We start from the raw sequence: 12,431 nt of genomic DNA on the forward strand, positions 1-12,431 counted from the left end.
CCGGTCGCCTCGACGGAACATCATGGACTCCCCCGGTGCTGAGCGGCCTCGTCGGCGGTTGACGCGAATCATCGCGGGCGCGTGCCTGATCCTCCTCGCGACGTTCGCCCTCCTGCTCATCGCGGTCGTGACCGCGCTCCACAACCTCGACCATCCCTGGCTGAAGCCGCGCGTCGTCTCGGAGGTGGAGGCGGCCTCGGGCGTGCGGCTGGACTACCAGACGGCGCGGATCGACGTGCTCTCCGGGCTGCGGCTGGAAGGCCTGGTGGTGCGAACCCCGCCGCCGTTCCAGGACATCGCGCCCGAGTTCCTGCGCGTCGGCACGCTGGAGGCGGCGTGGTCATTTGGCGCGCTGCTGAAGGGACCGGTCCGGGTGGAGCGGGTCGTGGTGCGCGACGCGGCCGTCGTCCTGGTCGCGGATGAAAAAGGGACCACGTCGCTCACGAACCTGACCGGGCCGCCGGAGCCGGAGCCGCTGGATGAAACATCCCCCGGAACCACCCGGCAGGTCGCGGACCTCTTCGCCTCCCCGTTCCCCGTCTCCAGCATCGAGCTGTCGAACGTGTCGCTGACATACGTCCGCGTCCAGAACGGCGCGGTGGTGGACCGCTGGTCGCTGCGCGGGCTCGAAGCCGGCATCGAAGCGAAGCCCCAGGACAGGAGCTGGAAGCTCCTCGTGGACCTGGGCAAGCCCGGCAAGCCGCTGGCCCTGACGCTGAACCGTGAAGCCCCCGCCGCAGAGGCCCTGCTGGAGCTGGCCCTGTCGGTGGACGCGAGCACGGACGCCGCGCACGTGAAGGTGGACCTGGACGTCGCGAAGCAGACCTTCGATCCGCGCATTACGCTCCGCGCGCTGCTGCACGGCGCGGTGACCGCGAAGTTCGACACGGAGAAGCAATACACCACCCTCGAGCTGGACCGCACGCGATTGACCGACAGCGCCGAGGTGCAGGCCCGACTGGTGCTTCCGGATGCGACGGAAGTTCCCCCCGTGCTGACGCAGGCCCTGGCGGACGTGGACCTGGGACGGCTGCTGAAGTGGATCCCCGAGGACCTGCGCCCGTTCGCCCTGGAGCGCGGCAAGGTGTACCTGGAGGCCCGGGAGGTCACGCTCAGCGACATGCCCCAACTGGGAGCCCAGGGCCGGCTCGGGCTGGACGTCGACGTGGCGAAGCTCCTCCTCGTGCAGGAGGCGCTCAAGGTGGAGCTTGGCGATGGACGCATCTCGCTGACGGCGACCCCGGATGCGCCCCAGGGACTGGCGGCCCGGCTCACGTTCGCGCTCCAGGGGCTCGACGTCGGGGGTGCCACGCCGGTCCGCGTTCCGAAGGCCTCCGGCGAGCTGACCGGACATCAGCTGCGGCCCGACCTCGCCTCGCCCTTCCGGGTCGCGGGGGACGCGGCCCTCTCCGCCAAGGTGGAGGCCTTGGACGTCCGCGCCTCCGGCTACCGGGCGCTGGCGGAGCGCCTGGGCGTCAACCTCCAGGTGCCCCTGACGGCGAAGCCCCCCTTCGCGCTGAAGGCGGACCTGCCCGTGGAGGCGCTGCGGATCACCGCCGAGGGCAAAGAGGTGCTGAAGGGTCCCGCGCGCGTGCAGCTCCACGTGACGGACGCCTTTCCCACGATGGAGGAGCCACGGCTGAGCAGGGCCCGCGCACGGCTGGAGCTGGACGTGGGCACGCTGCACGCGTCGCTGGACGCCACGAAGGGCACCGACGACGTGGCGTACACGCTGGACGCGCAGCTGCCGGACCTCGTCATGGCGCGGCCCTTCATCCCGGAGGACGTCGCCGCGCACTTCCCCTGGAAGCAGCTGGCCGTGACGCTGGCCTCCAAGGGCAGGCTGACGGCCCTCTTCGCTCCCTCGCCGCGCGTGGATCATCAGACGGAGCTGCGGCTGCAACGCGCGGGCTGGGACGACATCTCGGCGGCCAGCACCACCGTCGCGCTGCGCTCGCAGGGAGACGCGTGGATGCACAAGGGAGACCTGGCCCTGAAGGTCGAAGGGCTGCGCATCGGAGAGACCGACGCGGGCACCCAGCACCAGACGCTGACGTTCGACGTGGACCGGCGCAAGCTCTCCCTCAAGCTGGGGCTCACCGGCCATGAGGGCCTGAAGGTCGCCGCTGACGCGGCGCTGGCGTTCAACCCGAAGGCTCGCGCGCTCCGCATGGACGTGAAGGGTGACTTCCCGCCGCTGGGTCCCCTGTCGCCGCTCCTGGCGAAGGCGCGGGTGCCCCCGGAGGTGGATCCCTCCAGGCTCGCGATGACCGGCGAGCTGCACGGCACGCTGACGGGCCTCATCACGCACCTGGGCTCCGACGGAAGCTTCCGCCTGGCCCCCATGCCTCCGCGCGCCGCCAGCTTCGAGGGCAAGGCCCACATGGACCTGCGCGGCGTGCGCTGGAAGCAGGCGGACCAGACCATCAACGTCCCCACCCTGCGCTGGCAGGGCGAGTCACACGCCGAAGGCTCGCAGCGCACCGTCCGCACGACCCTGGCGGTGGAGAAGCTCACCGTCAGCATGAACGACCGCCGGTTCACCTTCGCGGACCTGTCCAGCGACAGCACCGCCACCTTCACCGACCAATGGGAGAAGGGGGACATCGAGCTGAAGCAGCTCGTGAAGCTCCGCTCGCTGGAGCAGAAGCCGGCGCTGCCCTACCCCGTCCAGGACGTGGAGGCGTCGTTCTCCGTGGTGCGCAAGCCCACCGGCGTCATCCGCATCCCGGACCTGAAGCTGTCCAATGGCGGCACCCAGACGCTGCTGAAGGTCCGAGGGCGGCTCGACCTGAGCAACGAGCAGCAGCGCATGGGGCTCCGGGGCTCGCTGGAGCAGGACCTGGCGCGCCTCGCGCGGCCCGGCCAGGTCGAAGGCAGCGGCAAGGTCACGGTGGACTTCCGCGTGGCGTCGCCGGACCTGGTGGTCTTCCGCACGTCCTCCAACCTCAAGCTCCAGGACGTGAACGTGCGGATGCCCGGGTCCGGCATCGTGGTGGAGGCGCTCAACGGCGACGTCCCGCTGACGGAGAACGTGGAGGTCTCCCAGGACGGCGTGCGGCTGTTGAACGACCTGAGCGTGAATCCCTACTCGATGCTGCGCTTCGCGGATCAGCACCCGCTGCTCACGCGCAGTGGCTTCATGTCCGCGGACCGCATCACCACGCCGTGGATGACCATCGCGCCGCTGGCGGGCAACCTGGCCATCAACCAGAACGTGTTCTCCATGAGCCAGCTGGAGATGGGCGTCCGCGGCGGGCGCATCACCGGCCAGTGCATGCTCGACTATCAGGGCAAGCACTCCACGCTGGAGGCCCACGTGCGCGCCACGGGCGTGAAGTCCTCCCGGGGAGAGCCCTTCGACGGCAACGCCGCCATGGTCATCTCCGCCAGGGACCGCAGCATCAACGGGCGCGCGGAGATTCTGCGCATCGGTAACCGGCACCTCTTGGACCTGCTGGACGTGGAGGACCCGCACCACACCGACCCCGCCACCAACCGCGTCCGCTACGCGCTGAGCCTGGGGTATCCGGAGCACGTGCGCGTGAGCTTCAAGCAGGGCTTCGGCAGCCTGCTCATCACCATGGGCGGACTGGCCCGGCTGGTCAGCATCGATGAAATCCGGGGCATCCCCCTGGGCCCCATCGTCGACCGCCTCATCACCTCCATGACCCCTCCAGAGGCCCTGCAATGAGACACCGTGGGTTGTTGCTCGTGGCCGCCCTCACCGCGTCCGGGTGCATCAGCGCCCCGGAGATCGTCATGGTGGACCGGGCGACGGCGCTCGAGGAGCAGGCCGCGGGTTCGTACAAGGACGTGGAGCAGCGGCTGGCGCGCGCGGGCATGAACCCCACGCCGGTGCCGCTGACACCGAACCAACTGGAGGACCTGGGCATCCAGCCGCCGCCGCTGGTGGAGAACCTGGGCAAGACGCAAGCGGACCGCGTGGACGACCTGGTGCGGCGCCACTGCGTGGGCGAGGGCAAGGACGGGCTGCTGGTGGTCACCCGGAAGCAGTGCACGGCCGGGCGCGTGTCCGCGGATGACAGCGCGCTGGTGGAGCGGGTGAACCGGGCCCGGCGCCAGCTGTGGCAGTGGATGAAGACCGTGCGCCCCGGCGTGCCGGAGACAACGCTGCGTCAGAACTGGCGACAGGCGCACGCGGAAGGCGTCGTCTGCGGCGGATGGGTGGAGGCCGAGGACGGCACCTGGGGAGAGAAGAAGTGCTGACGCGCCCAGGCCCCTGGGTCCTGGCCCTGGCCGTGCTCGTCGCGGGCGGCGCCTGGGCCCAGGACGACGAGAACGACGGAGGCATGGTCCTGCCCGAGCGGCTCACCGTGGGCATGGGCGACCAGTTCCTGGGGCAGCTGGGGCCCGACGAGAACTCGCTGCTGTTCGTGTCCAACCGGGACATCGCGACGGAGATCTTCGTCCAGGACCTGGAGAAGGGCCGCGAGCGCCGCCTCTTCGACGAAGGCGCGGACGTGACGTGGCCGCGCATCAGCCCCAATGGCAAGCAGCTGCTCTACATCTCCTTCCGCACCCAGGCCGGCGGCCAGCTCTGCGTGAGAGACCTGCCCGAGGCCAAAGAGCGCCGCTGTCTGGAGGAGGAGACCAGCGCGCTGCAGGCGGAGTGGATCGACGACACGCACATCGCGCTGGTGAGCCGCGCGACCATCCAGGGCGACCTGCGGCTGTCGAAGGTGGCGCTCGGGGCCGGGTGGCAGGTGACGCCGCTGCTTGACCGCAACCTGACCAGCCCGACCTTCTCCCCCGATGGGCGCTGGCTGGTGTACGTCCCGGTCCAGCGCTCCGTGCAACAGGTGGGACCGGGCTTCGCCGCGCGGGCCGCGCCGCACATGGAGGCCGTTCGGCTGGATGTCCCCGGCGCGCCCCCCCTCCCGCTGACGCTGGACATCCCGGGGCAGACGGGCCAGCCGGTGTTCGCGCGCGACGGGCGCTCGCTGTACGTGGTGCAGTTCTTCACCGACTCCAACGGGGACGGGGTGATTGACGCGAGCGACAGCGGGGTGCTGTTCCGCGTGCCCTTCCCTTCCGACCGCGACGACGCGCCCGCCCAGGCCTCCACCACCAGTCCGGACCAGCTCACCAGCGAGGCGTGGAGCTGCGAGTACCCGGCCCCCACCGCCGCGTCGCTCATCACCACGTGTTCCCGGGGCCAATCGCTGGACGTGTATCGACTGCCGCTGGATGGCCAGGTGCCCGGCGCATGGGACGTGAAGCGCCTCAACGAGGAGCTGGGCATGGTGGGCCGGCGCGCGGATCAGCTCCTCCTCTACCGCCAGCGCCTGCTGCTCGAGACCCGGCCCAAACTCCGCAGGCTGTTGATGATGCGCCTGAGCCAGCTGCACCTGGCCTACGGCGACTTCGACGCCGCGGACTTCTACGCGCGCCAGATGACGAAGGTGGACGACCCCGTCACCGCCGGGCTGTCGGAGCCGTTGCGCATCCTCATCGCCCACCGCAAGGCCCTGAAGGAGCGCGACCGGGGCCGCATGGTGGACGAGTTGCAGGAGGCCGAACGCCAACGCATGTCCGCCCTGGACCCCGCCACCGCGCCCAGCCCGCCCTCCGCCGTCTACCGGCACGTGGTGCGCAGCGAGCTGGCGCAGGCGTCCGGCGACTTCACGCTCGCCCGCCAGGAGTTGGAGGCCGCCGAGCTGACGGACACCACGCCACGCGCGGTGCTGGAGGGTTGGTACGAACAGGCGGACGCGCTCTACCGCGAGCTGGATGACCGGGACGCGCTGGTCGCCGCCGGCCGCGAGCTCTCCCAGAACAAGGTCTTCAAGCAGGACGACCAGCTCGACTTCGCGCGCGGCGCCGTCCGCGCCCTGTACCGGGGACGCCCCTACGCGGAAGCGGACGCGGCCATGGCCCAGGCGCTCGCGGCGGAGCCCCCCGGGACGCCGTATGCGTTCGCCCTGGAGCTGGGCCGCCACGTCAACGCGTTGAACGTGGAGCGCCCTCCCCGTCCCGTCCGGGACGCCCTGGTCGCGTTCTACAAACAGCAGACGGATCCGCTCCGCCGCCGGATGGTGGTGCAGGACGCCGCCGAGCGCGCGGCGAGCCTGGGCGCTGACGGCGTGATGGAGTCCCTGGCGACGCTCTACGTCGACGACGCCCCGGCCGGCACCGAGGAGCGGCGCCGGGCGGAGCGGCTGTTCCGCCGCGCGCTGATGGGCCGCGCCTACCGCCGCCTGGCCCGCGACCGGAAGGACGAGGCGCGCGCGGACTTCGACCTCGTGACGCGGCGGACGGGCTCGCTGGAGAGCGCGGTCGAGTCCATGAGCCTGCGCCTGCGCGCGGGCGTCGCCCCGGAGGTGATCATCCAGGAGGTCACCACGGAGGCGCCGGGCAAGGCCGTGTCGCTCTCGCACTTCGTGAAGGCCTACGTGACGACGCGCCGGCTGTCCAAGCTGGATGACGACGCCCACGCCCAGGCGGTGAAGACCGGCCTCGCGGAGCTGCGCGCGGCATGGCAGGAGCTCAAGAACCAGCGCGAGGTGCAGGCGCTGATGGGGGCCATCCACCACGAGGACTTCCTGCGCGGCAGAAACCCCGCCGCCGCCGAGCGCGCCAACCGTCACTACCTCGTGGCCCTGGACCTGGTGCGCAACAACGCGCGCTACAAGGCGATGATCCTCGGCGCGCTGGGGCTGCTGCACACGCAGGTGGGCAACTACCACATCGCCCTGGGCTACCTGGACGAGCGCGACAAGCTGCCCTACACGGACAACGGCGCGGGCTTGTCGGTCGCCCTGGCCAGGGCCCGGGCGCTGCTGCACGTCAACCGTGAAGCGGAGGCCGCGCAGGCGGCGGACAAGGCCCTGGCCACGGTGGAGACCACGCCGAAGATGGAGCGGTTCCTCCCGTTGGTGACGGACCGCGCGGCGCTCTACAACCTGGCCGCGGGCCGGTTCGAGCGGGCGCTCACGCTCTACGACCGCGCGCTGCCCGGCGTCGAAGCCGGCCCCCGCGACGACGAGGGCCTGCGCAACCGGCTGGTGCTGCGGCTGGCCCGCGGTGGCGCGGCGCTGGGCGCGGACCAGCCCCAGCGGGCGCTGGAGGACCTGGACCAGGTGGACCGGGACCTGGCGACGCCCGCCGTGAGGGCCACGCTGAAGCAGGCACACGCCACCCCGAAGTTCGTCCAGCGCGCGTACCGCATCATCGCCGCGGGGCTGCGCGCCAACGCGGAGACGCGGCTCGGGCGCATGGACGCCGCGGCCCGCGCGCTGGAGCAGCGGCGCGCGCTGTTCCTGGAGCAGTTCGACGAACTGGATCGCGACGAGGACATCCGCGCGGTGACGCTGGCGGAGCTGCGGCTGGCGGAGAACGCCGTGGACCGCCGCGCCCCCGCGCAGGCGGCGCAGTGGCTGGGCAAGGCGCTGGAGCACGCGGACTCGCTGATGGCGCGCACGCACGCGCCCATCGATGCGGGCCAGTTGGACGTGCTCTGGTTCGCGGCGCAGCTGCAATCCGAGGACAAGACGCGGATGCCTTTCGACGTGCCCCAGCGGATGGAGCAGGCGCGGCGGACGCTCATCGAGCAGCGCGACCCGGCGTGGCGCGCCTATCTGGCGTGGTTCAACATCTACCTGGCGCTCGATGGCACCGCCCCTGCCTCGGCGGGGGAAATCCAGACCGCGTCCGAATAGCGGCTGCGAACACATTCGGTAACGCGAGGGACATTTTCGCGGCACATGGCGGGAGCACCTTGCACCGTGTCAGCCCGGGAGCCCCGGGCCTGAACGGCACGGGACGCCATGGGGGACAAACCCCTCCCATGAGTCCCTCACGGTGTCCTCCGTGCCAGCAGGCCATGGGCTCTCCGGGTGCGGTCATCACGCGCCATCTGGAGGCACCCAACACCATGAAGCGCCATCTGTTCATGCTGGGCCTGCTGTTCGCCGCTCCCACCTTCGCCGGCTCCACCACCCACGACACGCAGGACGCGTCCCAGGGCGCGCGCCGGCCGCCGCCGTTCGAGCGCAAGTCGCCCGTGCAACTGCTCATCGACCACCGCCAGGACCTGGCCCTCACCGACGCCCAGGCCGCGAGCCTGACCCGGATTCAAACGGCGCTCGACGCGAAGAACGCGCCCGTGAAGCAGTCCCTGGAGGCCCTGCGTCCGTCCGCGCCGCCCGACCGGAACACCCAGGCCGCGCCGTCCGCCCAGGACCAGGCCCGCCACGAGCAGGCCCGCGGCCTCTTCGAGCAGCTCCGCGCCAACGGCCTGGCGGCGTACCAGGAGGCCGAGCAGGTGTTGACGGACGCGCAGAAGACCCAGGCCCGCACGCTCCTGGAGTCGGAGCGTCGCGCCCACGGCCCGGGCCATGGCGGCCGGGGCGGTCCTCCCCGAGGCGAATAGCCCCTCACCGCCAGTCCGGCCGCCTGCTCGCCAGGACGGCCGGAAACCCGGCGGCTTGAAATGTCGTTTCCTGAAAGTCACGAACTCCCCGTCAGGATGTCAGACGGCCTCCGTATGTTTCGGGGCATGGAGGCGATGATGCAGACGATGTTGGTGTTCGTGCCGGTGGCCCTGCTGGTGGGCGCCGTGGTGATGATTCCCCGCTCCCGCCGCCGCGTGCGGCGGTGGAAGGTGCGGGCCGGGTAGCAGGCGGATCCGCGCCCGCCGGATCCGCTCCCCACCGAGGGAGCGGAGCGTGATTCAGGGCCCCCGAAAACAGATGCTTGACGGGGGCGGATGAGGACGGTACAAGCCGCCTCACTGAGTCACGGCGGGGCCGCGCAGGGGCGGATAGCTCAGCGGTAGAGCGGCGCCCTTACAAGGCGATGGTCACAGGTTCAATCCCTGTTCCGCCCATGAGATTTTTGTGGGGAGTTAGTTCAGTTGGTTAGAACGCCGGCCTGTCACGCCGGAGGCCACGGGTTCAAGTCCCGTACTCCTCGCCACTATGTCCCCTGCAAGCCCTCGGGTTTGCAGGGGATTTTTTTTGCCCGTTCCCTCCGTAGCATCACCGTAGCAGCTCATCGTGTCCCCCAGCGGTTGGAGCTTCAGCTTCGCCACTTCGGCACAGAGGGCCGCCCACGGTGGCGTCGTGTACGCGGCCATGATTCCGGGCCTGCGGCCGTGCGTCACCCAGGCCAGCAAGTCCTCCCGGGCGCCGTCAGCGCGCGCCAGGGAGATGAAGGTGCGGCGGGCGTCATGCATCCGGCGGATGCGCAGCCCGAGCGTCACGCAGTCGCGGTGCAGCCGGCGGAGGGCGTGCTGCGGGCGCTGATGCATGCCGGTGGGCGACGGGACGATGAGGTCCTCGGCCCGCGGAGTCCGCGCGAACGTGCGCGCCCAGCCATTCGCCTTCCACTCCGCGAGGATGGCGCTCAACCAGGGGTGCACCGGCATCTGCCGAGCCACGTCCGTCTTCGTGGACTTCACCTGGTCCTCGCGGTGCTCGAAGCTCTTCGTCACCCAGAGCTTGCCCAGCGGGCCTGACGTCCCGTCCCAGTCCGCCCATGTGAGCGCGGCCGTCTCGCCGAAGCGCGTCGCCGCGATGAAGGCGAGCGCGTAGGTGACGCGCCGGATCAGCGGCAGCCGCTTGTCCGTGGTGAGCGCCACCACCTCGTCGCGTGAGAAGATGGCGGAGTCGCGCCACCGCGGGTCCGCGTCCTGGACGGCGGGCAGTTCGCCGCGGCGCTCGCGCAGCTTGCACGGCGACTCCGTCACCATGTCTTCCACCACCGCGTCCGCGAACATCGTCCGCAGCACCGCGTAGACATGGCGCACCGTGCGCGGCGCCAGCTCGCCACCGGCCATCACGCGGGACATGGCGTCCCGGACGTGGACGTGGCGCACCGTCGAGAGTTCCATGTCGCCCAGGTACGGCAGCACGTGGGCGAGGCGCCCCTTGTCGTCGATGACGCTGGCGACGCCGCGGGCCTCGCGTCCGGCGAGCCACTTCGCCGCGTACGCGGCCACCGTCACCGGACCGGAAGCGCCCAGGCCCTGCACCTTCTCCGCCGCCACCTTCTTCTCGACGGCAGCGAGCAGCTTCCGCGCCTCGACTTCGTCGGTCGTTTTGCTGGAGCGGAGCACGCGCGTGCCGGCGGCGTCTCGGAAGTCCAACCACCAGAAGGCAGAGTCTCCGCGGCGGTAGATGTTACCCACGGCGCCCTCCCTTCAGGATGGCCTCGGCCTTCGCGTCCAGCTCCGCCTTATCGCTCGCGCGGGCGGCCTGGGCCTTCGGCGCGAACAACTCGCTGCGCTTCACCAGCGACGCGCGGCCCTGGCCGTAGCGCTTCAGGATGCCCCGGCGCTGCCACTCGCGGATGGTGCTCACCGAGCACCGCGCGAGCGCGGCGGCTTCAGCTTGCGAGAGCAACTCGTCCTCGTCGGCGCTCGCCGGTGCCGCGGCGATGCCGAGCTCGCGCAGCGTGCTGAGCACCATCCGCCTCACCAGCGCCTCCAACTCCCCACCGTGCTCGCTGCTCGCGCTCACCGCTCCCTCCTGTCGGGCGTCTGAATGCATGTGCAGTATCGATGCCAAAAGGAAACACGACTCGCTGCGGACCGCAGATGACGTCGTTGGGGAGCACAGCCTCGGATACTCACCCCCGGAGGCTGCTTGAAACATCAGTATCTCACGACGATTTTGCTTGCAAGCGATTGCCCGCACTTTTCGCTTGCATCCTCGCTTCGCCACCGGGCGCACGTTGGATTCCGAGCAACCACGGCCGGAGTTGCTCGGCCTTCCGCGCTCGGACGTCAGCGGGAGCGCGCGACCATCGAACCTGTCTGGGATTGCGCGACACGCGACGCGGCGCGCGACCACACCGCGAGCGCTGGCGCGTACCACTCGGCGGCCGGTGCGAGGGATTGCTGAAACATCGGCGGCCCCATGCGCGCACGCGGTGCCTGCGTGGACTGCTTCGCGGCTCGTCATTGTGCGCTGCATGGGCCACCCCGAAAGACGGCACCCTCGCCCGACGAGGTAAGACGGCGGGCGCGGTGCCGGAGCCACCTCCCGGGCTGCACCCCGTCGCACGGGTATGCCTCGCGGGTTGTGGCTCTAATGGGTTCCGGTCGAACCGGAGGTGGTGGAGTCCCGCTGCTTACCTGGGCCGAAGCCCCAGCGAGTACGACGAACTTCGAAAAGCAAGGTGCGCCGGTTCTACGGAACTGTCAAGAGGCGCGCCAATCCTCGCGCTTCAGTAGCACCTGGCGCACGTGGGCCCGGAGCTGATCAACGGGCGCGACTTCGACGAGGCGCGCGTACAGCGCGTCGCGCGGCTTCCCGCGAACGCCCCGGGCCGCGCCCAACTCCTCGAGGAACGCGAGCGCTTCGTCGCGCCAGAGCAGTCGGCAGGTGGCCAGCGGATCCGGTGCCGGGTTCACCCTCGCCTCGCGCAGCTGCTCGAAGCGCAGGCCGAACAGGTCCACCTCGACGCGGAGGACACCCCACCAGGGCGGCACCACCTGCAGCGCCTCCTGGAGGTGGGCGCCGCCGGTGACGAGGGTGCATCGGTCCATCACCGCGCCGTAGTGCTCCGCCTGCGTCGGCAGCCGGGAGAGCGTGTCCCGGTCCGCCTTGAGCTCGTACCCGTGGAGGCAGTCCGCGGAGATGGACGCCACGTCCACGCGCACGTACCCGTGGCACAGGCCGAGTTCATCAACCACACGCCCGCCCGGGGCCGCCTCCGTCACCCGCTGACGCAGGGCGGGGCGGATGTCTCGGTCCCGGGCAGTGCAGGCCACGCGTCAGTCCTCGTGGTGCGGCGGGTGCGTCTCGCCGTGGTGCTCGCAGGCCCAGGCGTTGCGGCAGCTGCACACCACTTGCTCGGCGTGGACGCAGCACGGCGCGTCGCCGCGCACGAGGCTGCGCGGGCGGAGACGGTGCCGGGCCGCCTTCAGCGAGCGCGGCGCGCTCATCACCGGCCACCCTTCTTGGTGGGCTTCGCGGGCGGCGGAGCGATGGACGCGAGGCCGCGCCGCAGCACGTCGGTCAGCGCGGCGCGCGTGTCGGGCTCAGCGCTGCCGGCCGCCCGGGCCAGGTCGATGGCGTGCAGGTGGAGCTGCGCGAGCATGTCCTGCCCCAGGTCATGGCGAGCCCAGTAGATGTCGAGCCCCAGCGCGACGAGGAACTCCGTCGCCTTGCTCTGCGTCACCTCCTCGTCGCCGTCCTTCCGGCGGCGCTGCTCCTCGTCCACAACCTCTTGCACGCGCTTCAGTAGTTCCGGGTCGGCCTTGAACGCCGCCGTCACCCGGGGACCCTTCACCGGCATCTGCGCCATCGCCACCGCTCCCGCGCTCATCCGCACCTCACATGTAGGCGTCGCCGGTCCATCCGGTCAACGTTAACGAAAGGTAAACCAACTCTTGCATTTGCCGCAAGAAGTGGTTTACCTTTCGTAAATCAAAGGCGGACGGACGGGGCCCCTGGCGGGGA

11 protein-coding genes and 2 tRNA genes are annotated in these 12,431 nt (G+C 70.7%); 9 read left to right on the forward strand and 4 right to left on the reverse strand.

Translation table 11 applies throughout. The features are described from left to right. Nucleotides 1-22: 22 nt before the first annotated feature. From JYJ93_RS32025 to JYJ93_RS32065, 9 genes are all read left to right on the forward strand, one after another. Nucleotides 23-3,694 (forward strand): hypothetical protein, encoded by a 3,672-nt coding sequence (locus JYJ93_RS32025; protein WP_206798347.1) that lies wholly within the window; start codon nucleotides 23-25, stop codon nucleotides 3,692-3,694. Further along, on the forward strand, nucleotides 3,691-4,230 hold the full coding sequence (locus JYJ93_RS32030; RefSeq protein WP_206798348.1) for a DUF1318 domain-containing protein: 540 nt from the start codon (nucleotides 3,691-3,693) through the stop codon (nucleotides 4,228-4,230). Before JYJ93_RS32025 ends, JYJ93_RS32030 begins: the two co-directional genes overlap by 4 nt. After that, complete coding sequence (locus tag JYJ93_RS32035; protein ID WP_206798349.1) at nucleotides 4,185-7,682, forward strand: PD40 domain-containing protein; 3,498 nt, start codon at nucleotides 4,185-4,187, stop codon at nucleotides 7,680-7,682. The genes JYJ93_RS32030 and JYJ93_RS32035 overlap by 46 nt, the downstream gene beginning before the upstream one ends. Nucleotides 7,683-7,897: 215 nt before the next feature. Continuing rightward, on the forward strand, nucleotides 7,898-8,395 hold the full coding sequence (locus JYJ93_RS32040) for a Spy/CpxP family protein refolding chaperone (protein WP_206798350.1): 498 nt from the start codon (nucleotides 7,898-7,900) through the stop codon (nucleotides 8,393-8,395). A 384-nt stretch (nucleotides 8,396-8,779) separates the two neighbouring features. Continuing rightward, a tRNA-Val gene (locus JYJ93_RS32045) sits at nucleotides 8,780-8,851 on the forward strand. A gap of 12 nt (nucleotides 8,852-8,863) precedes the next feature. Next, nucleotides 8,864-8,940, forward strand: a tRNA-Asp gene (locus JYJ93_RS32050). A gap of 386 nt (nucleotides 8,941-9,326) precedes the next feature. Continuing rightward, a complete protein-coding gene (locus JYJ93_RS32055) occupies nucleotides 9,327-9,557 on the forward strand; it encodes a hypothetical protein (RefSeq protein ID WP_206798351.1) in 231 nt (76 codons plus the stop codon). Then, nucleotides 9,558-9,761 (forward strand): hypothetical protein, encoded by a 204-nt coding sequence (locus tag JYJ93_RS32060; RefSeq protein ID WP_206798352.1) that lies wholly within the window; start codon nucleotides 9,558-9,560, stop codon nucleotides 9,759-9,761. A 93-nt stretch (nucleotides 9,762-9,854) separates the two neighbouring features. Then, nucleotides 9,855-10,142: a hypothetical protein gene (locus JYJ93_RS32065; RefSeq protein ID WP_206798353.1), complete on the forward strand. Its 288-nt coding sequence runs from the start codon at nucleotides 9,855-9,857 to the stop codon at nucleotides 10,140-10,142. Nucleotides 10,143-10,145: 3 nt separating this feature from the next. On the opposite strand, the gene JYJ93_RS32070 is transcribed toward JYJ93_RS32065, so the two are convergent. The 4 genes from JYJ93_RS32070 to JYJ93_RS32085 all read right to left on the reverse strand — a co-directional run bounded on the left by JYJ93_RS32070 (nucleotide 10,146) and on the right by JYJ93_RS32085 (nucleotide 12,297). After that, nucleotides 10,146-10,484, reverse strand: a complete 339-nt coding sequence (locus JYJ93_RS32070; RefSeq protein ID WP_206798354.1) for a helix-turn-helix domain-containing protein — start codon at nucleotides 10,482-10,484, stop codon at nucleotides 10,146-10,148. Between the two features lie 683 nt (nucleotides 10,485-11,167). Continuing rightward, complete coding sequence (locus tag JYJ93_RS32075) at nucleotides 11,168-11,740, reverse strand: sce7726 family protein (protein ID WP_206798355.1); 573 nt, start codon at nucleotides 11,738-11,740, stop codon at nucleotides 11,168-11,170. Between the two features lie 3 nt (nucleotides 11,741-11,743). After that, nucleotides 11,744-11,914, reverse strand: coding sequence for a hypothetical protein (locus tag JYJ93_RS32080; protein WP_206798356.1), 171 nt, complete (start codon nucleotides 11,912-11,914; stop codon nucleotides 11,744-11,746). Beyond that, nucleotides 11,914-12,297: a hypothetical protein gene (locus JYJ93_RS32085; protein ID WP_206798357.1), complete on the reverse strand. Its 384-nt coding sequence runs from the start codon at nucleotides 12,295-12,297 to the stop codon at nucleotides 11,914-11,916. The genes JYJ93_RS32080 and JYJ93_RS32085 overlap by 1 nt, the downstream gene beginning before the upstream one ends. Nucleotides 12,298-12,431 lie beyond the last annotated feature (134 nt).

The organism is Corallococcus sp. NCSPR001, assembly GCF_017309135.1.
Classification (GTDB): domain Bacteria; phylum Myxococcota; class Myxococcia; order Myxococcales; family Myxococcaceae; genus Corallococcus.